This window comes from Psychrobacter sp. CX90 (assembly GCF_057396305.2).
Genome location: NZ_CM182008.1, coordinates 2,180,905 through 2,199,861, shown reverse-complemented (window position 1 = coordinate 2,199,861; position 18,957 = coordinate 2,180,905). Strand labels below are relative to the sequence as shown.

The following is an 18,957-nucleotide window of genomic DNA, read 5'->3' as shown; positions in this document are numbered from 1 at the left end:
GAGAGTAGTTACTTTAATTTAATAGTTAAGCATAAAATGCTGTTAGTAAAGTAGAGCCTATAGCAGTTAATGTATTGCTAGAACCTAGCTGGTTTGGCTAATACTTTTTGTGCCTTGCAGTCCAGCGATTTAATAGCTTGATGTATTAGTAGTTAAGGCAAGAATATTGCTTATATAATACATACACAACGTTTGGAGCTTATTATTTCTGGTTATCGCCAGCCGTAATTATATAAATGACGGTTATGATAACAATTAATTAAACTGCAAGTTATAACATTTAAGAGGTGTCATCATTAATATTTGAGAGCAGTGAGTTGTTAAGTCACTACCTGCCATATATAAATTTGCTTCTCTAAAATTAAAAGGTTTAGAGGAGGCATATCAATGGTTGTTTCAGGTATTAAAAATGGCACCGTCTTGATGATTTAACTATTTATGGTGTCAGTATTTCTCGTGTATTATCAACTTTTAAGACTCGTTTAGCGGGGCGTACTTGGCAAATAACGGCTTTATGACTATTAGTGAGCGCACGATGTGAGATTAAGATGCGCAGACTTACTGTTATTTGACCGCTAACATCGAGCCAGTCAGTTTTTTTGTTTTTTCCAAACTACGCTTAAAGAATCTGATAACATATAGCGGCCTTTATTTAAGTCGCTTATATTAGGTGGCTAATGAGTGTTAAAACAAGGTGTAAGGTTGTATTAACAAAAGTAGCAACCAGCACTATAGATTACATTTAAGCTTTTAAATAAGCTTTAAAGGGTAAAGGAGGATAACACTGGCTTTTAACAAGTGATTCTCACAGTCCTTATGCTCATTGTATTGTGTTCATGTTAAGTTTTAAGGGGTTCATGGCGCCTATTGTGGCGAAGTAAAAAAGCAGTTGTAAGTTACTTAGTAATCACAAACCCATCATTATTGTTTATAAAGATAACATCGTGGGCTGACTTCTACCTCGAGAGGCATTAATCGAGCTTCGATATTGGAAACGGGCATACTAAATGAGTGACCCAAAAAAGTAAAGGTTTACTCAGAACAATGCACGTGACCTAAAGTCAACGTGTTAGACTATAGCAAATCTTTTGCGAAACGCCTAACAAAATCTGTTAATTCCTAACAGTGATTTTAATAATTCTAATAAGTAAGCAGACAAAATGAACACAGACAAACCAAACATACCCAGTGAACTGAAATTGCCAGAATCTGAATTTGGTCAAGATTACGCCTCCCAGCGCAGTCATGAGCCAGATTCAGAATCGGGTTCTGAATCCATAAGACGAAACTCGACTAAAGCACGTCCGCAAAGTGCGGATGATGACATTGCGGACTTTAGTCAAGTCAATCATCTTGAAGTCTCACGTCATCAACATGACCAACGTGTGGATAATTTTTTACTGGCGCGTTTAAAAGGGTTGCCTCGCCCGCACATCTATAAAATGATTCGTGCAGATGAAGTGCGAATTAATAATAAACGCTGTAAGCCGTATGATAAGTTACACCGCGGCGATATTGTACGTATTGCACCGGTCAAATTAGCCACTCGTGAAAAGCCTATCATTGGCGCTGAATTTGCAAAAAACCTGCTTGAGCGGGTGGTGTATGAGGATGATGGACTCATTATATTAAATAAGCCATCTGGTATGGCAGTGCACGGGGGTAGTGGACTTGATTTTGGTGTGATTGAGGCCATGCGTGAAGCGACTGGGAAAAAATACCTAGAGCTTGTACACCGTATTGATAGGGATACATCAGGGCTTTTAATGATAGCTAAGAAGCGCTCAAGCCTTAAAGTGCTACAAGAGCATTTGCGAGAGAAAACCATTCAAAAAAGTTACTTATGTATTGTTAAAGGCCAACCCGCACTTGACGACTTTGATATTGATGCGCCTTTACTACGTTATACTTTGGCCAGTGGTGAAAGACGGGTTAAAGTGGAGACGCACACTAAGTCTGGCTCTGCCAAAGACGCTAAACCCAGCCAAACCAAATGCAAAGTATTGGCCCGTTATGAGATAGGTGGCGAGCCTGTTAGCCTTATAAAAGCTATGCCACTGACAGGGCGTACCCATCAAATCAGGGTGCATTTAGCTTATATAGGGCATCCCATATTGGGCGACGATAAATACCATATCAAAGACACCACAAATGTCAGACGGTTGTGTCTACATGCATGGCAGTTGACTATTCCTAAGTACCCACACATTTGTGCGCCGTTACCTGAAGATATGCAATCTATTATTCCCGCTATAGTTGAGCTACCTAACGCAGTTGAGCCATAAGTTATGTTGTATAAAAACTCTGTGCAAGCAGAACCCCAAGCCGAATCAATGTTAACAGACAAAAGCTTGATTATTTTTGATTGGGATGGCACCTTGATGGATTCTATAGGCTTGATTGTGGAATCCATGCATGTTGCAGGCGAAAAGCATGGATTCAGCGCCACCGACGATGCTATTAAATCTATTATTGGCCTGAGCCTGATTCGCGGGATTGAGATTGTTTATCCGCAAGCCAACTCGGAGCAACATTTAGCCATTCAGAAAAGTTATGCAGATTATTACATCAGTAGTAGCACGCAGGCATCACAACCGCACACAAGGTTTTTTGATGGTATCGAAGCGATGTTGCAGCAATTAAAGTTACAAGGTAAGCAGCTTGCAGTGGCCACGGGTAAAAAGAGAGCTGGACTTGATAGGATGATGACCCTCTCAAACAGTCGACACTACTTCGTCAGTAGCCGCTGTGCTGATGAGTCTGGCTCAAAGCCAAACCCGCAAATGTTGATTGAAATTTTGGAAGAAACAGGGCACTGCTCCGAAGAGGCGGTATTTATTGGTGATAGTGTTCACGATATTAAGATGGCTAATGCAATAAATATGACCTCTATCGCAGTTAATTATGGGGCTGCTAGTCGTGAAGCACTGTCCGCTGAATCGCCAACTTTTCAAGTTGATACACCCAAAGAGTTGATAACTCTGCTAACCAGTGGTTAAAACAGCGATGCACTAATCAATCAAACGGCCTACGTTAAGCTCAGCTTATATTGTATATACTTTATCTCTCATTAACCAGTTAGTGCACAGCTGCCATGATTAAAAACGATACTTTTAATACTCTCAGTACTTTTCAGAAAAAGTTACGAGCTTATATACACCTTACTCGTCTAGATAAGCCGGTCGGTATTGAGCTTTTGCTATGGCCAACTTTATGGGCGGTATTTTTAGCTGCATTAGGTGCCGGCTCTGATGTTGTTACTGATTCAAGTACGCTGAATATGAATTATAGCTCGCCAGCAATATTGTTTCCCAGCCTGCCCTCAGCGAAGGTGTTGATCATATTTGCATTGGGTGCCATTTTGATGCGATCAGCAGGGTGTGCCATTAACGACTTTGCAGATCGAAAGGTTGATGGGGCGGTTGCTCGCACGAAGGGGCGACCTTTAGCTGATGGTAGGTTGTCAGGACGTGAAGCGGTAGGAGCCTTTCTCGTGCTGTCAGTTATTAGCTGTGGTTTGCTAATCTTTTTGCCTATTAACGTCTTTTATTGGTCGTTTGCTGCCGTAGCTTTGGCGTTTATATACCCCTTCATGAAGCGCTTTACTTATTTACCACAAGTGTTTTTGGCAGCAGCATTTGGCTGGGCTATTCCCATGGCCTATGTGGCAGTGCAGGGTACTCCAGATGTTTGGTGTTGGTTATTGTTTCTTGCCTATATGTGCTGGACAGTCGCATACGATACTCAGTACGCGATGGCCGACCGTGATGACGATTTAAAAATAGGTGTTAAATCGACAGCTATTTTATTTGGGCGTCATGACGTACTGATTATTGCCCTTTTACAAACTGCCTTTTTAGGGCTAATGGGTTTAGTGCTATATCATTATTTTGTAGACACAGTATTAGGTTTGATCCCTATATTTGGGCTTGGCTTCGTGGCCTTGATGTTTGCTCAACAAAACAAAGCGTGCAGGACGCAACATCCAGACGCTTGTTTCCAAGCATTTTTAGCCAATGTTTGGGTGGGTCGCTATGTCTTTGTTTTAATAGCCTTTAGCTGTATTTGGTTAGCGGTACAGGGGTAAGGGTATTATAGGTAATGCTGCATTATAGGCTGCTTTTGCATCAGTTAAACAAATTACATGGGTGTAATAACCTCGGCTTCCGCACTCACTGCCTCGTATTTAGCTGATTTACCTTTATATATCAAGTCAATTGAACCACCTCCGCTATGGGTAACTAGTTCAATAGTGCCATCCTGAGAGCGATAGGTTGGGTTATTGCCTTGAGCAGACGGCGCAGTCAGGGTCACTCGCTTGCCAGAAGGTAATTTTAAATCGGCTTCTAAAACATCTACTGCTGAGGTCTGAAAAGTAACATAAATTACTTGTCCACTTTTATCTCGATACTCCACATCAGTCACTTGTTTATCTGACAAAGAAGGTTTTTTGTTAGTACTTTGATTATGAATGTTGGCGCTATGGGAAGCATCGTCTTCTAAACCCTTACCAGAGAAAGCCTCTATTCTCTCTTTTTGACCAGAGATTTCATTGACATCTATTGGGTCATCTTTATCGACGGAATGAACGTTGAGAGCCTCGTTACTACTATTATCTGTGGCATCATCTTCAATCTTATCGACAACATCTGCCTTCGTGTCTTCTAAGGAGGTTGTTTCAGATGCTTCAACGTCCGACACTTGACCTTCAGTATCAGGCGTATCCGTTTTTTGGCAGGCAGAGATACCAAGTAAAATACTGCTGATTAAAGTGATAGTGGGTATAAATCTGAAATGTTTAAAAGATGATTTAGTCGATATCATAAGTATACTCATTGGTTATATGCTGGGAGGGTAGGGAGGGCATAGGGTTAATATAATGAAATATTAAATTAAAAAGCCAGCCTCAGTAAAAAAGAAGTCATTGAAGCATGCAATCCTGTAACATGAAGCATAAATCGGGTTTTTAGACAAAGCAATAATTAACGGGTATAGGAGCAAGGACAATTTAGACGAGCCAAAACTGTGATTAAGTGCTGACCGTGATAACAATATTTCGCCCACTGGCATGGTCACGATGCTCACAAAGGTATATGCCTTGCCATAGACCTAGACCAAGCTCGCCATTCACTAAAGGAATCGTTAAACTAATGCCTAGCATCATACTTTTTAAGTGGGCAGGCAGGTCATCAGAGCCTTCAAGCGTGTGTCGGTATTCAGGTTGATTCGCCGGTGCTATCTTATTCAGCCAATCTTCAGTGTCTAGGCGCACATCTGGGTCAGCGTTTTCATTAATGGATAAGCTGGCAGACGTATGTTGCAGGAATAAGTGCACCAGACCCGAGGATGCGCAATACTCCGCATTATCAGACATTAACTTATTAATCGCATTTAAAAGGTGATGGGTAATGAGGTGCACCCCACGTTGATAAGCAGGGAGTGTTATAATTGTCTGATGATAGGCCATACTTAATTACTTAATTGTGCTGTGCTCTATGAAAGTTAGAGGGAAGTTAGATAAAAGCCCAATTTATAGAATGAATTTATAATTGGGCCCAAACTCTTGATAAAATAGTAACCCGTAAAATTTAGAGTTTGTATCTAGCTGACACGAGTTTGGTAATCACCTGTACGAGTATCAACACGAACCACTTCGTTTTGTTGAACAAATAACGGCACACGTACGACAGCACCTGTCTCAAGGATAGCTGGTTTGCCGCCACCGCCAGAGGTATCGCCACGCACACCAGGGTCTGTCTCGATAATCTCAAGTTCGACAAAGTTTGGTGGGGTAACAGAGATAGGGACACCATTGAATAAAGTGAGGGTGCATAAGGCATTACTATTTTCTTTCAACCATTGTTTGGCATCCTCCATTGCAGTAGCATCTGCTTGTACTTGTTCATAGGTTTCTGGATGCATAAAATGCCAAAATTCGCCATCGTTATATAGGTAGTTCATTTCTGTATCAATGACATCAGCACCTGCTAAGCTTTCGCCAGACTTAAAGGTCTGTTCAAGTACTTTACCGGTACGTAAATTGCGTAGTTTGACACGGTTAAACGCTTGACCTTTACCTGGTTTTACGAATTCGTTATCGAGGATGGCGCAAGGGTGCCCGTCATACATAACTTTAAGACCAGCTTTGAATTCATTGGTTGAAAAATTTGCCACAATACAGCTCCTGAATACTAAATAAAGAATGCTAAAAAATTACTAACAGTTAATAAGTTGACACAATGAGCACTATGATAAACCATTTGTCCAAACAAGCAAATAAGCAAATACCACTAATAGATAGTGATAAAATTGCCAGTGATAAAATAGATAATGATAAAATTGCCGGCAATAAAATAGACAGTCACAAAATAGATAATCATCAAAATAGCAATGATGGTTTTTTCGATGATGCTGGCGTTTTCAATGATTCGCCACGCTGGCAATCACTGATGGCTGATGTCATAACAGATGTGGATGAGTTGCTAGACATTTTAGACTTAACTCATATAAAGTCTTCACTATACATTCCTAAAACTTTTGGGCTGCGTGTGCCGCGAGGTTTTGTGTTAAAAATGGAGCGGGGTAATAGTAAGGATCCGTTGCTACGCCAAGTGCTGCCATATTTGGATGAAAAGATATCAGTAAATGGCTATGTGAATGACCCTTTGGCAGAGAAACAGCACAACCCGATTCAGGGTTTATTGCACAAATATCGTTCGAGAGTGTTGATCACAGTGACGGGTGCTTGCGCCATACATTGCCGTTATTGTTTTAGGCAACATTTTGATTATCAGATGAACCTACCAAACACCAAACAGCTGGCTAAAATTCAGGATTATATTGTACAGTATTCAGATATTGACGAAGTTATCTTAAGTGGCGGCGACCCATTAAGCGTTTCAAATCGACGTTTGAATATATGGCTTAATGCCCTTGAAGACTTGCCGCAAATTAAAGTCGTTCGCATACACACTCGGCTGCCAGTGGTTATTCCCGAGCGATTGGATACTGAACTATTAGATCGTCTTGCCGCCAGCCGTTGCCAGATTATCATGGTCATACACACCAATCACGCTAATGAGATTGATACTAAGACAGGGCAGTTTTTATTAAAGGCAAAACGTCGTGGTATCACTCTACTCAATCAAGCCGTACTACTTGCTGGTATAAATGATGCTGTTGATGTTCAAGTTGATCTTAATCGCAGATTATTTGAGGTAGGTGTCATGCCCTACTATCTACATTTACTTGATAAAGTGGCAGGGGCGGCACATTTTGATAAGCAGAAATCGCAAGCAGTGAGGTTGTATTGGCAATTACTTGAACACTTACCAGGATATTTGATGCCAAAGTTAGTACAAGAATTACCGAATAAACCCTTCAAAACACCAGTAAACTTGTATCTTTAGAGTGATTTTAGGGTTGTGTTGTATAGACATCTAAACACAACTCTTATAGTTGCTGTATGATAAAAGTTAGCGGAACAATCTGGAGTAGGCTCCCCTGTATTTTCGTGTTTTGAGAATCTGTATTCAAACTCTATAATGGGTTATTTTCGCCTAAAATAAGCCGCTACTTGGTTAAAATTAGGATTAAATAGAATAATGGCTATTCAACCCGAGCGTTCAACTTAATAGTACCTCGTATTGACTCATCTTGTTCTAAAAATTCGCTCACTTTAGCTTATGAATATAGGTTCTAACTTTATTTAGTGCCTAATCTTTAATTTACAGTTCCCCTTTAATTTGTAACACTTGAAATAGGGTAGTGATGTATATTTATCCTCCTTTTAAATTTATGCTGATTAATTTGACTTTGATATCTATGTAGTAACTGTATTTATTAGTGTTAAGTGATTCATATTGAACCTAATGTTATACGAAGGAAAACCATGGCACGCAAAGAGCTATTAAACTTATTAATGATTGATGATAACCAGATCTATGCTGAGGCCTTAGTTGATTTGTTGAATAACTATTATAAAGAGGTTAATTTAGGATTTTTAGACAATAAAGAGGGGTTTAAAAAAAGCTTAAAAAAACCTTGGGATATTTTAATATTTGGTAAAGCTTATGACATGGGTTTTACTGATATTGTCAGTATTTTACAAGATTACAAAGTTGACTTACCTTTAATATGTTTGGTTGATAATGATAAAAGGATTGGAAGAAATAAGGATGGGTTACCTAAAATTATAGACACCTATATGATTAGGTCAATACCGTTTAGCGACAAATCTCAGATAGTTTTAGCGATTTGTGTATTACATGATAGCTTGATTGTAAGACGTGAGATGCTTGCTATCAAAGAGATTTTATTGGAGTCTGAGCAACGTGCTAACGTATTAATTAAAAACTCTAAAAGTGCAGTCGCCTATATTGATGAGGGGATACACATCTTTGTCAATGCTTCTTACGCAGAGCTATTTGGTTTTCATACGCCTGAAGATTTGATAGGTCTACCAATTATTGACCTTGTTGCGCCTAGTACAAATATTGAAAGATTTAAACAGTTTTTACGCCGTTTTGATAAGGGTAATCGTGATCAAGTAGAGTTTAAACTGGCTGCAAAACACAAAGATGGCGAGATTTTTGAGTCGAAACTACAGTTAGCGGCGGCAAGTTTTGATGGTCAGCTGGTCACTCAGGTCATCATTCAGCCCGAAATTAAATCGCATGTTTCAAAGTTGGCGCAAAAAGTGGCAGTCGCTGAGCGCCGAGACAGTTTGACAGGGCTACTAAACCGGCTCGGATTTGAGGAACACTTTGCCCAAATTTATCAGTCAACAAAAGATAATAATGAGTGTGCAGCACTATTGTTTATACGGGTAGATGGTATAGGTAAAATTAATTCAGTATCTGGTATTAAAGGCATTGATCTTACCATAAAGGAAGTCGCCAACACGCTTAAACAGTCATTTAGCGATAGTGAAGTGTACCGATTTAGCGATAATATTTTTACGGTACTCATGCCAAGCATAATCAGCAGTGAAGAGGTAAAGCAACTGGCTGAGAATGCTCGTCAAAAAGTTGCAGCTCTCTTTATTGAAATAGAATCGCGTACTATTACCACGACGTTGAGCATTGGTGGTGTGTTTATTGATTCTTCAGCGCCTGATCTGACTAAACTTATGGATAGAGCATCAAAAACTCTCAACCAAGCATTCTTAGAGAGCGGTAACGTGGGTAACGTGCTTAAGTTCTATGAACCTAGCCTGTATGCTGAAGATAGCGATAGTGTGTTAGCAGAGTATTTGCAAATGTCTATTTTGCAGAATAAATTTAAGTTATGTTACCAGCCAATCTATGATATCGAGACTGACAGCAGTTCGTTCTATGACGTTCAAGTTTATTTACCATTGGCCAATGGTAATGTGATGTCTCCTGAGAAGTTTTATCCAGTTGCGGTTACTCACAACCTTATTGAAAAAATTGACCGATGGGTATTAATTAATGCCTGCAAACATTTGAATAAAGTGAGATTAACCTCGCCAAATGCGAAGATAGTTGTGACGTTAAGCAGCCAAACGTTAGTCAATAGTTTGCTCCCTAGAATGGTTGAGCAGTTAGTGAAAGCGGTGGGGGGAAATCCAGAGGCATTAACCGTTCAATTTTGTGAAGCCGACTTAGTCAGTTATATGACAGTAGCTAAGCGGCAATTTTCAGCTATTAAAGAGACAGGTAGCCGAGTTGGGATAAAAGAGTTTGGTTCTACCGCTAAAACAATTGAGTTGGCGGATTATCTTGAACCGTCATTCGTCAAATTAGCACCTAATTATGTCAATGATTTGAAGAATGCAGATAACATGAGGATAGTGAAAGCATTAGTAAAGAAAGCAAATGATCGTTCTATCCCGGTAATTATGCCATCCATAGAAACTGCTGCTACAATGTCGGCTGCTTGGAGTGTCGGTGCTCGGTATTTGCAAGGAAATTACCTACAAGTAGCTTCTGACAATATTATCGCAGATGAAACGGGACGTGGTTAAATATGTATTCTATAAAGACACAGGTAGTGACACAAGGCCTGCGCAGCCTTGTAAAAACAACGTCCAATGCTCATAAAATTTTATCTTTAAGCTTTTTATGTACGCTTATATTATTAACGAGTTGTACACCAGTACCGCCAGATAATCGTGCACCAGTGACTGCCCCTATTTATACGGGTGGCAATGCTGAAAATGGTAAAGCTTTGTATGAAGAGTATTGCTCACAATGCCATCAGTTGCAACCAGGAAAAAATAAAAAAGGACCGCAGCTTATAGGGGTCTATGAAGCACCTTCCGCATCACTTGCTGATTATAAATATAGCAGCGACATGAGTAGTGCTCATGTGACGTGGGATGCTGAAACTTTAGATACTTATATTGCAGATCCAGTTGCTATGATGGCGGATACTCGTATGTTGTCCGATCCGATTCCCGAGGCTAATATTAGGCAAGACATTATTGCATATCTATCAACCTTAGGTCGTGCTGACCAAGTGATACCTTCCCAAAAATAAAGTAGTAGCATCAAACTCGTCGATTCTACGACTTGTAGCGCTCTTATTCGGTTACCTAGTATCGGTTTTAACGTTCTTTGACTATACAATAATTTGGATTTTGTAGGGGTCAGCATAAACTCTACAATAATGGGGCGATTTTAGCCATAACTTGACTTAAGCCCCTAAAGACTCTTTTTCTAATGTGTGGTTTTAGCACTGGTTTATACTATTGGTTTTTTTAGTGTTTGGCTTTAGCGTAAAATATTGAGCGACAGAAAATTTTGAATTTATTTTATGAGTAAGGGATAGGGGTTAACCGCACCTGCATTGGTATAAACTCCATAATGCAAGTGAGGGGGTGTTCCCTTCGCGTTCCCACTGTCTCCTACATAACCAATAATGTCGCCAGCGTATACCCAGTCGCCCACCTCAATATCTGCATAGCTTTCCAAATGTGCATAATAATGGCTGACACCCCCTGGTCCGATGATTGAAACAACATTGCCACCGAGTGAGTTAGTGCCTACTTTTCTCACAATACCCTCTGTTGTGCTATGTATAGGGGTGCCTCGTTTGGCAAAAATATCGATACCTTCATGCGACCTTCCACCACTGCGTGCAGCACCCCATGTATCTGTTAAATGGGCATTAATTAATGGGTTTGGTAAGCTATTGTCAGTTGGTGGCTCTTGTGTCATCAGCTTGGCATACTTAACCGATGTGGTTAGATAGCGCGTCGCTTTATGGGAAAGTTCGGGCTTTAGTTGATTGAGCACAAAATATGCTGAAAGACATATTAGGATAAACAACGCTAACTTTATGAGTAAGCTTAGCGGTGCTAATATAAAATTTGGGGAAGATTTCTGCTTTGTATTTTTTGTAGCCATTTTTATTGAATCTCTAGAGTACTTAGTTTCTATACTACATACTACCAAGTAGAAGATATATTGATGTGAAAAGGGTATGGAATACAATGTTTAGCAGATTCGACTAAAAAATCGCTTAGTAAAGGCAAAGTGCAGATGGTTGTTAATGATGTAAATCATCTAGGTTAAAGCGTAGAAATCAAAAAACCGTGCACATAGGCACGATTTTTTATTCAACTGCTTTTATTGAAGATTAGCCGTTGTTCATAATGGAAAGTTATTCATCTATTTATTTATCTATCTTGTTAACGTTTTCTGCCCATTCGCTCTTCTAAAATTGACTCAGCTGCCCGAAGTTTATCTTCATCTAACTCTACATAGTCAGGGTCAGAAAGCTTTGAAGGATTATTTAAGTCAGAACCAAAATCAGTTTGGTCAGTTTTCTCTTTCAAAGTGTCTTGTTCACTTGTTAGCTCAACATCTCCATCTTGCTCATAGCCATGAGCAGCATTTTCGCTCCCTGTTGCAGGTTGGGAGGGCGCGGTAGAATCTTTCGATTCCGTCTGTGATTGATGAATCGCCTCATCAATCACATAGGGGGTTAAATTCTCAGCAGCATTTTCTAATGTATGTGGGTTATGGCGAGGCTGTGCCTCATATAAATAGCGATCAAAAACATCCGTTAATAGAGAATCAAACCGAACAGCATTATACTCAATCAGTTGTTCAGATTCAGATTCTGTAATTTTACCATCGTTTAAAGCCGTGAGTACGTGATCTTCAAAGGTTAGACCAACAAACTTACCCTTATGCTCAGACTTTTTAAAGGTTTGCCATAAAGGCTCTATTTTTAGCAGCATTTGATAGGCATTTTCGACACGACCAGTCACGTCATTGGCATTCGTGGTGTAATACACTAAGGATTTAAGCTGTTCACGGAACGGATTGTCCTCGCCATCCATTAAAATAGCATTACCCAGTTCTTGTCTTAACGCATCTTTTGGTTTTTCAACAATACGTCCAAATGGGAAGGTTATAAGTTTTACTAACTTGGCAGCCATTTTATTTGGGAAGTTGGCAAATAATTCAAAAAATGCTTCTTGAACTTTATATAGCGACTTATCTAAAGCCAATTGAGCATGTAATTGTTCTGATGATGATTGGCTTCCATTTGCATAAAACTGCAAGACCGCAGTCATAATAAATAAGTGCGAATGTATATCTGCCAAGCGACCTGATAGCATTTCTTTTCTTTTTAAATCGCCTGCAAGTAGGCCAAGTGACATGTCGGCTGTCAGAGCGAAGTTAGCACTCAGTCGATTTATTTTTTTATAATAAGGTCGCGTAAAGCTGTCTGCAAACTTAGGTGTTGAACCACTGCCACCAAAATAACCTGAAAAGAAGGATTTCGCTGCACGGTTAAAGGTATAGCCTAAATGTTTGAAAAATAAATTATCAAAAGATTTAAGCGCAACGTCTTTATCAGGACTCTGTAGTAATTGTAATTCTTCAAACAAATAAGGATGGCAACGCATGGCACCTTGACCGAAAATCATCAATGAGCGGGTTAGAATATTTGCCCCTTCTACGGTAATGGCTACTGGGATGGCCTGATACGGTAATGCTAAAAAGTTGCGTGGACCATGTTGAATTGCCCGCCCACCGACGATATCCATACCATCGTTAACCACACTGCGCATGGTTTCTGTAGCATAATATTTAGCCATTGCCGTCATGACAGAAGGTGTACCTCCTTGATTTAGCCCACAAGTTACCAAGTGGCGAAAGGCTTCAATCATATAAGTATCGCTAGCAATGTCACTACTGGCTTCTTGCACACCTTCAAATTTACCCACTGAGATTTTAAATTGTTCCCTAATTTTTGCAAACGCACCAACCGTTAAGTAGCTCATTTCGCTTGCTGCGGTTGATAAAGCAGGCAATGAAATACCACGACCAACCGCCAAGCACTCCATTAACATACGCCAACCTTTGCCAGCATTTTCAACGCCGCCAATAATAAAATCGAGCGGGATAAAAACGTTTTTACCAATAACCGTCCCATTCATAAAGGGCGAACCTGGGTTATGGCGAGGACCCACTTCTACACCTGCATAATCAGCAGGAATCAAAGCACAGGTAATGCCATAATCAGATTTATCTTTGTTGCCCAATAGACCCTGTGGATCGTGAAGTTTGAAGGCTAGACCAATAACGGTAGCAATCGGCGCCAAAGTTATCCAGCGCTTAGAGAAGTTCATGTTAAGTCCAAGTACAGTATCGCCGTTGTATTCGCCATAACACACGACACCAGTGTCTGGAATAGCCCCCGCATCCGAGCCAGCTTCTGGTCCAGTTAAACCAAAACAAGGAATCTCTTTACCTTGTGCAAGTCCAGGTAACCATCGCTCTTTTTGTTCATCGGTACCATAATGCATGAGTAGTTCACCTGGGCCAAGTGAGTTTGGCACCATGCAAGATACAGCCGCTGTTAAGCTACGTGACGCAATTTTGCTCATAACACGGCTTTGGGCATAGGGGGTAAATTCTCGTCCGCCATAGCTTTCAGGAATAATTAAGCCTAAAAACCCATTGTCTTTGATATATTGCCAAGCCTCTGGTGATAAATCTTTGTCATGATGGTGAATTTGCCATTCATCCAGCATTTGGCAAAGTGTTTCAACTTCATTATCGATAAAGGCTTGTTCTTTATCGGATAGGGTGGGATAGGGATAGTTTTCAAACACCTGCCAGTTTGGGGCACCCATAAATAGCTCTTTCTCCCACCAACTCGTACCGGCATCGAGCGCTTCTCTTTCAGTATCACTCATGCTCGGCATAGCATTGCTTAATTTTTTATAGGCAGGTTTAGAGATTAGTGTTTGGCGTAACGGCGAAATCATAACAATCAAGGCCATTAGAATAAGAGGAATGCCTAATAACAATGACCACGCGGATAAAGCAGCTGCCACAACAGCCACTGAGATGATGATAACAGCCCCTATAACTCGGTTTAATTTGAATAAAAAGACCAATAATAGCGCAAAAAGTTGCAGCAAAATAGCAAGAATAAATAAACCAATTAAGGTAAGTGTGGTCATAGTAAGAAACCCAAAATACGAGAGGTAAAGGAGTGAAGAATTAAATTAGTAAAAAAAGAAGTATCAATGAATACAAGTATAGCAATAGTATGGATAGGTATATATCTTATAGAGTAAGCAGATATGTTTGGATAATCAAGACGTGATGCATATTGTTGCCTATTTAATAGACAAAGGGATAAGATTTAGAAATGCAGGCGTAAGGTTTGTCTGTAAAACACAACAAGTGTTGGCGCCTAGTCTGTTGAAGAGAAGGTTTTTTGCAGAGATTATAGAATACCAAAAGTTTGGCTTTAATAAATGAAGGTTAATTTGTAGGGAGGGTTAACCACTAGGTTGTATTTAAAAGGGATCGGTACCTGTTTCAGCAAAAGACAGGGTTTGATTACGTCCAATGATAATATGATCTGCTAAGGTCATATCTATCAAGTAACACGCCTGTTTGAGTGCTTTGGTTACTTCAATATCAGCTTGAGAGGGGTTAGCATCTTGATTAGGATGGTTGTGAGCCACGATTAGCTGACTTGCTCCATGTGATAACGCATGACGTAATACTTGTTTTACACATACTGAACAAGAAGAAATACCGCCCACAAATAGCACCGTATAATCTAGTAGCGTTAACCCACTATCTAAAGATAGTAAGGCAAATACTTCATTGGTTTCATGGCGAAGTTGAGTGGTAATATAGTCTTTGACAACTTGGGAGCGGTTTAAAGAACGCCCTGCCTTTAAGTCACTATCTAGGTAGCGCTTGCCCATCTCTAAGCTGGCCAGTATTTGAGCGTATTTAGCTGTTCCAATCCCATGACAGGCGAGCACCGCATGTTGAGGAGCAGAAAGCAGCTCGGCGATACTGCCGAACTGGTCTATTAGATTTCGAGCAAGCTCAATAGCCGAATGCTCTTTGGTACCAGTCCGCAAAAAAATAGCTAATATCTCAGCGTCAGTTAAACTTTCTGCCCCAGCTTTTAGTAGCTTTTCGCGTGGTCTATCATCTTCGTGCCAGTCTTTAATTGCCATATATCCTGCCGTAGCTGAGGTTATTATTCAGTTAAATTTAAAAATAATTACTAAAGTTTAGCAATTGTTAATAGAAATTAGTATGCTAATCTCATATAGTTATAATATGAACACTTCATTTGTTTAATTGAATGCATTGAATCACTGTCTACTTGAACTTTTTATATTCAACCATTTTTTGCTAAGTAAGGCCGATAACATGACAGATATAAGCACTAAAATAAGGCTCCGTCCAATCAGAGAGACAGATTTTGAAGCTTGGTTGACGTTATGGGAGAGTTATCTTCAATTTTATAAAACGGAACTGCCGTTAGAGGTTAGTAGATTGACGTGGCATAAACTGTTAAACGATGACGTGCCAATATATGGTTTTGGAGCTTATTTGGATCAAGTTTCTAGCAATAAGGGTCTTGTAAATCAGACCTCTGGAAATAATGTCTCTGACAATAGAGGCGATGGCGATAAATTAGTGGGATTTACCCATGTCGTATTGCATCCAAATACATGGGATACAACGGAGTGCTGCTATTTAGAAGATTTGTATGTAGAAAGATCTATAAGGGGAGAAGGGGTAGGTAGAGCTTTGATTGAACATGTCTATCACTTTGCTAAAGATAAAAATTGTAATCGCGTCTATTGGGTAACCCAAGAAGGTAATAAAGCAGCACGTCAGTTGTATGATAGTCTCGCTCATAAAACCGACATGGTTCAATATCGTCACAATCTATAAAGCTAGGTTCAAAGGTAGGCGTATAATAATAAACCTATTCAATATCTGCATAATCTTGCTACCATAACTGCATTTTATAATTTTTTAAACTGTGCGCATTAAGGTATTATCCTATTATGACTTTAGAACAGCCGACTTCTCAAAATTTTAACAAGGTTATTTTAGCCATTACTGGCGGTATTGCGGCTTATAAATCTGCCTTATTTGCAAGGCTATTAGGTAAAGCGGGTTTTGATGTTCGTGTGATTATGACGTCAGGGGCGCAAGAGTTTATTACACCGCTTACCTTACAAGCGCTAACGGGGAATGAGGTGCATACCGAACTGCTCGATACGACAGCTGAAGCAGGTATGGGGCATATTGAGTTAGCGAAATGGGCCGATTTAGTGGTTATTGCTCCTGCATCAGCCAATACATTGGCTCGCCTTGCTATGGGTATGGCGGATGATTTGCTAACCACGGTGTGTTTGGCAACAGCTGCACCTGTTATGGTTGCCCCTGCTATGAATCAGCAAATGTGGGCACATCCTGCGGTTCGTTTAAATGTAATGACTCTTAAAGATCTAGACTATCATGTCATTGAGCCAGACAGTGGCGATCAAGCTTGTGGCGACATTGGTGCAGGGCGATTACCAGAGCCAGACACCTTGTTGCAGTATGTGTTAAATCTAAAAGCCAAGCTTACCATTCCCCAAGTATTAGCGGGCAAGAATGTGACTATTACCGCAGGGCCAACGATTGAAGCAATAGATCCTGTTCGTTATTTGTCTAATCATTCAACGGGTAAAATGGGCTTTGCTTTGGCATGTGCTTGCCGAGATGCAGGGGCGAACGTGACCATTATTGCGGGGGGCAAAGTTTCCTTAAAAACACCCTTTAACGTGAAGCGCATTAATGTGTTATCTGCTGAAGAGATGCTCACTGCTGCCCATGCTTGTGCCAAGGGTATTACCACTCAACCTTTTAAGTTAGACGTTGATACTCAAGTAGCGGCTAATCAAAATCACTCTGACCACGACCAGCCAGCACACACTCAGACTGGCACAGACATTTTTATTGCAGCAGCAGCAGTGGCGGATTATCGTACTCGTGATGCGGCACCGCAAAAAATCAAAAAAACGCAAGATAAAATGACCTTAGATCTGGTTAAAAACCCTGATGTGTTGGCGGCCATATCGCATGAATATCCTGATATTTTTATGGTAGGCTTTGCTGCCGAAACTCAAGATGTTGAGAAATATGCGCGGGGCAAGCTGGCATCGAAAAAGTTAGATATGATTGCTTGTAACGATGTCTCACGTAAAGACATCGGATTTGCAAGTGATGAAAATGCTATGGTTGTCTACTTTGCTGATAAACATCAGCAGACCCCTGTTGTTTTAGACAAAGCTAGCAAAAAGGTAATTGCTCAACAGTTAGTAACTTTAATTGGTAATACTATTTAGAGCGTGGTTAATTTATTGCTAATGCTTTTCATACAATATAGTAGCTCCAAAAACATAGTAGCTCCAAAAATAAAGTGGTGATGAAAACGAGCTAAAAGTAGTGTAAATAGATCACAAGTATCAAATTAGGCATGTGAAGTTAGGCATGTGAAGCGCGTTTAATTGCACCCCATTATTATTTTTGGTTTATTTAGTAAAGGTATGATTCTATACCGTTCACTTAAATCTTAAAAAAGGATGACATATGAGTAATCAAGTTGAAAACATGACCAAAACAATCTCAAACTCAACGATCGAAACCTTAATGAATCATCGTTCGGTAAGGCAATATACCGGCGAGCCAATTGCACCGGAGATGTTAGAGACCATTCTGCAAGCGGGACGAATGGTATCAACATCAAGTTATTTACAAGCAGCCAGTATTATTCGAGTTACTGACCCTGAGCTGCGTACCCAGTTTCGTCAAATCTCTAACAGCATGGATGAGGAGACATACAAACAAGCGCAAGCAGAAGGCAAGGGTCTAGGGCACGATTATATAGAGACATGTGCTGAGTTTTTGGTATTTTGTATCGATAGCCATCGTCATAATCGGCTTGCCCCTGAATCCCAATTGGACTGGACAGAAGTAGGCATCATTGGTGCGGTAGATGCCTCTCTTTTAGCGCAAAACATCATGGTTGCGGCTGAGTCTTTAGGTTTGGGCGGCGTTTATATTGGCAGTATGCGTAATGATATTGAACGTGCTAGCAATCTTCTCAATATACCAAAACACGTCATTCCTTTATTTGGCATGTGCTTAGGACATCCTACTGAAGCAGCAAAAGCCATTCCTCAGCGCCCACGGTTTCCCTTATCTGTATTGGTATCTGAGAATCAATATCAGCCAGCAAGTGACACAGTACTGGAGGCGTACAATAGCACTGTGGAGGACTACTACACCGAGCGTAGTAATAGTGGCAATCCGAAAAAGCTAGACTGGAAAAAACAGGTTCATAATACATTTGCAAAACCTGTACGCCCTCATATATTAGACTACTTTCACAAACAAGGCTTTATGAAACGCTAAGCAGTGGCTAGGCGTGCCCTAATAATCTAAAGGATTACAACACACCCTAGAGCCGAGTTAAATGTTGGTTAGCTTTGACGTCTCCCTTTACTAAGGGAGACTGAGAGCAAGTTTTTTACAACGTAATGCTGTAACCCCCTATTTAGTTATAATATCTAATAATAGTTGGGTGGTGAGTATTGGCAATCTTATGTCGTCCAGTTCTGTAAGAGCTGGCCTTGGTAGGCTTTTATTGTCA

15 protein-coding genes are annotated in these 18,957 nt (G+C 40.2%); 9 read left to right on the top strand and 6 right to left on the bottom strand.

The features are described from left to right. Nucleotides 1-1,160 precede the first annotated feature (1,160 nt). The 3 genes from AC2SLN_RS08680 (at nt 1,161) to ubiA (ending at nt 4,087) form a co-directional block, all read left to right on the top strand. Complete coding sequence (locus AC2SLN_RS08680) at nt 1,161-2,285, top strand: RluA family pseudouridine synthase (RefSeq protein ID WP_486548218.1); 1,125 nt, start codon at nt 1,161-1,163, stop codon at nt 2,283-2,285. A gap of 3 nt (nt 2,286-2,288) precedes the next feature. Further along, nucleotides 2,289-2,999: an HAD family hydrolase gene (locus AC2SLN_RS08675; RefSeq protein ID WP_486548219.1), complete on the top strand. Its 711-nt coding sequence runs from the start codon at nt 2,289-2,291 to the stop codon at nt 2,997-2,999. 95 nt (nt 3,000-3,094) lie between these two features. Then, nucleotides 3,095-4,087, top strand: a complete 993-nt coding sequence (ubiA, locus tag AC2SLN_RS08670; RefSeq protein WP_486548220.1) for a 4-hydroxybenzoate octaprenyltransferase — start codon at nt 3,095-3,097, stop codon at nt 4,085-4,087. A 53-nt stretch (nt 4,088-4,140) separates the two neighbouring features. Here ubiA and AC2SLN_RS08665 read toward each other — a convergent pair whose 3' ends face one another. The 3 genes from AC2SLN_RS08665 to efp all read right to left on the bottom strand — a co-directional run bounded on the left by AC2SLN_RS08665 (nt 4,141) and on the right by efp (nt 6,174). Then, a complete protein-coding gene (locus tag AC2SLN_RS08665; RefSeq protein WP_486548221.1) occupies nt 4,141-4,824 on the bottom strand; it encodes a hypothetical protein in 684 nt (227 codons plus the stop codon). A 205-nt stretch (nt 4,825-5,029) separates the two neighbouring features. Beyond that, nucleotides 5,030-5,467, bottom strand: a complete 438-nt coding sequence (locus AC2SLN_RS08660) for a secondary thiamine-phosphate synthase enzyme YjbQ (RefSeq protein ID WP_486548222.1) — start codon at nt 5,465-5,467, stop codon at nt 5,030-5,032. Nucleotides 5,468-5,601: 134 nt separating this feature from the next. Beyond that, nucleotides 5,602-6,174: an elongation factor P gene (efp, locus tag AC2SLN_RS08655; protein WP_486548223.1), complete on the bottom strand. Its 573-nt coding sequence runs from the start codon at nt 6,172-6,174 to the stop codon at nt 5,602-5,604. 74 nt (nt 6,175-6,248) lie between these two features. Here efp and epmB point away from each other — a divergent pair, with 74 nt between their 5' ends. From epmB to AC2SLN_RS08640, 3 genes are all read left to right on the top strand, one after another. Further along, nucleotides 6,249-7,409, top strand: a complete 1,161-nt coding sequence (gene epmB / locus AC2SLN_RS08650) for an EF-P beta-lysylation protein EpmB (protein ID WP_486548326.1) — start codon at nt 6,249-6,251, stop codon at nt 7,407-7,409. A gap of 482 nt (nt 7,410-7,891) precedes the next feature. After that, the gene (locus AC2SLN_RS08645) at nt 7,892-9,988 is read left to right on the top strand and encodes a sensor domain-containing phosphodiesterase (RefSeq protein ID WP_486548224.1); all 2,097 of its coding nucleotides are present in this window, start codon (nt 7,892-7,894) and stop codon (nt 9,986-9,988) included. Nucleotides 9,989-9,990: 2 nt separating this feature from the next. Continuing rightward, nucleotides 9,991-10,503 carry a c-type cytochrome gene (locus AC2SLN_RS08640; protein WP_486548225.1) on the top strand — a complete coding sequence of 171 codons (513 nt, stop codon included), beginning with the start codon at nt 9,991-9,993 and terminating at the stop codon, nt 10,501-10,503. Nucleotides 10,504-10,772: 269 nt separating this feature from the next. On the opposite strand, the gene AC2SLN_RS08635 is transcribed toward AC2SLN_RS08640, so the two are convergent. The 3 genes from AC2SLN_RS08635 to radC all read right to left on the bottom strand — a co-directional run bounded on the left by AC2SLN_RS08635 (nt 10,773) and on the right by radC (nt 15,475). Further along, a complete protein-coding gene (locus tag AC2SLN_RS08635; RefSeq protein WP_486548226.1) occupies nt 10,773-11,372 on the bottom strand; it encodes a M23 family metallopeptidase in 600 nt (199 codons plus the stop codon). A 284-nt stretch (nt 11,373-11,656) separates the two neighbouring features. Beyond that, entirely contained in the window at nt 11,657-14,452 is a 2,796-nt protein-coding gene (locus AC2SLN_RS08630) for an acyl-CoA dehydrogenase (protein WP_486548227.1), read from the bottom strand. Between the two features lie 342 nt (nt 14,453-14,794). Further along, complete coding sequence (radC, locus tag AC2SLN_RS08625; protein WP_486548228.1) at nt 14,795-15,475, bottom strand: RadC family protein; 681 nt, start codon at nt 15,473-15,475, stop codon at nt 14,795-14,797. Nucleotides 15,476-15,674: 199 nt separating this feature from the next. Between radC and AC2SLN_RS08620 the strand changes: the two genes are divergently transcribed. The 3 genes from AC2SLN_RS08620 to nfsA all read left to right on the top strand — a co-directional run bounded on the left by AC2SLN_RS08620 (nt 15,675) and on the right by nfsA (nt 18,719). Beyond that, nucleotides 15,675-16,205 carry a GNAT family N-acetyltransferase gene (locus AC2SLN_RS08620; protein WP_486548229.1) on the top strand — a complete coding sequence of 177 codons (531 nt, stop codon included), beginning with the start codon at nt 15,675-15,677 and terminating at the stop codon, nt 16,203-16,205. Nucleotides 16,206-16,321: 116 nt separating this feature from the next. Beyond that, nucleotides 16,322-17,650, top strand: a complete 1,329-nt coding sequence (coaBC, locus tag AC2SLN_RS08615; protein ID WP_486548230.1) for a bifunctional phosphopantothenoylcysteine decarboxylase/phosphopantothenate--cysteine ligase CoaBC — start codon at nt 16,322-16,324, stop codon at nt 17,648-17,650. 244 nt (nt 17,651-17,894) lie between these two features. Then, complete coding sequence (gene nfsA, locus AC2SLN_RS08610) at nt 17,895-18,719, top strand: oxygen-insensitive NADPH nitroreductase (protein WP_486548231.1); 825 nt, start codon at nt 17,895-17,897, stop codon at nt 18,717-18,719. Nucleotides 18,720-18,957: the final 238 nt, after the last annotated feature.

Coding starts and splice junctions, on each gene's coding strand:
- AC2SLN_RS08660 (WP_486548222.1), bottom strand. CDS start 5,467: ATGGCCTATCATCAGACAATTATAACACTCCCTGCTTATCAACGTGGG.
- nfsA (WP_486548231.1), top strand. CDS start 17,895: ATGAGTAATCAAGTTGAAAACATGACCAAAACAATCTCAAACTCAACG.
- coaBC (WP_486548230.1), top strand. CDS start 16,322: ATGACTTTAGAACAGCCGACTTCTCAAAATTTTAACAAGGTTATTTTA.
- AC2SLN_RS08675 (WP_486548219.1), top strand. CDS start 2,289: ATGTTGTATAAAAACTCTGTGCAAGCAGAACCCCAAGCCGAATCAATG.
- AC2SLN_RS08680 (WP_486548218.1), top strand. CDS start 1,161: ATGAACACAGACAAACCAAACATACCCAGTGAACTGAAATTGCCAGAA.
- ubiA (WP_486548220.1), top strand. CDS start 3,095: ATGATTAAAAACGATACTTTTAATACTCTCAGTACTTTTCAGAAAAAG.
- AC2SLN_RS08630 (WP_486548227.1), bottom strand. CDS start 14,452: ATGACCACACTTACCTTAATTGGTTTATTTATTCTTGCTATTTTGCTG.
- AC2SLN_RS08620 (WP_486548229.1), top strand. CDS start 15,675: ATGACAGATATAAGCACTAAAATAAGGCTCCGTCCAATCAGAGAGACA.
- AC2SLN_RS08645 (WP_486548224.1), top strand. CDS start 7,892: ATGGCACGCAAAGAGCTATTAAACTTATTAATGATTGATGATAACCAG.
- radC (WP_486548228.1), bottom strand. CDS start 15,475: ATGGCAATTAAAGACTGGCACGAAGATGATAGACCACGCGAAAAGCTA.
- AC2SLN_RS08635 (WP_486548226.1), bottom strand. CDS start 11,372: ATGGCTACAAAAAATACAAAGCAGAAATCTTCCCCAAATTTTATATTA.
- AC2SLN_RS08665 (WP_486548221.1), bottom strand. CDS start 4,824: ATGATATCGACTAAATCATCTTTTAAACATTTCAGATTTATACCCACT.
- AC2SLN_RS08640 (WP_486548225.1), top strand. CDS start 9,991: ATGTATTCTATAAAGACACAGGTAGTGACACAAGGCCTGCGCAGCCTT.
- epmB (WP_486548326.1), top strand. CDS start 6,249: ATGATAAACCATTTGTCCAAACAAGCAAATAAGCAAATACCACTAATA.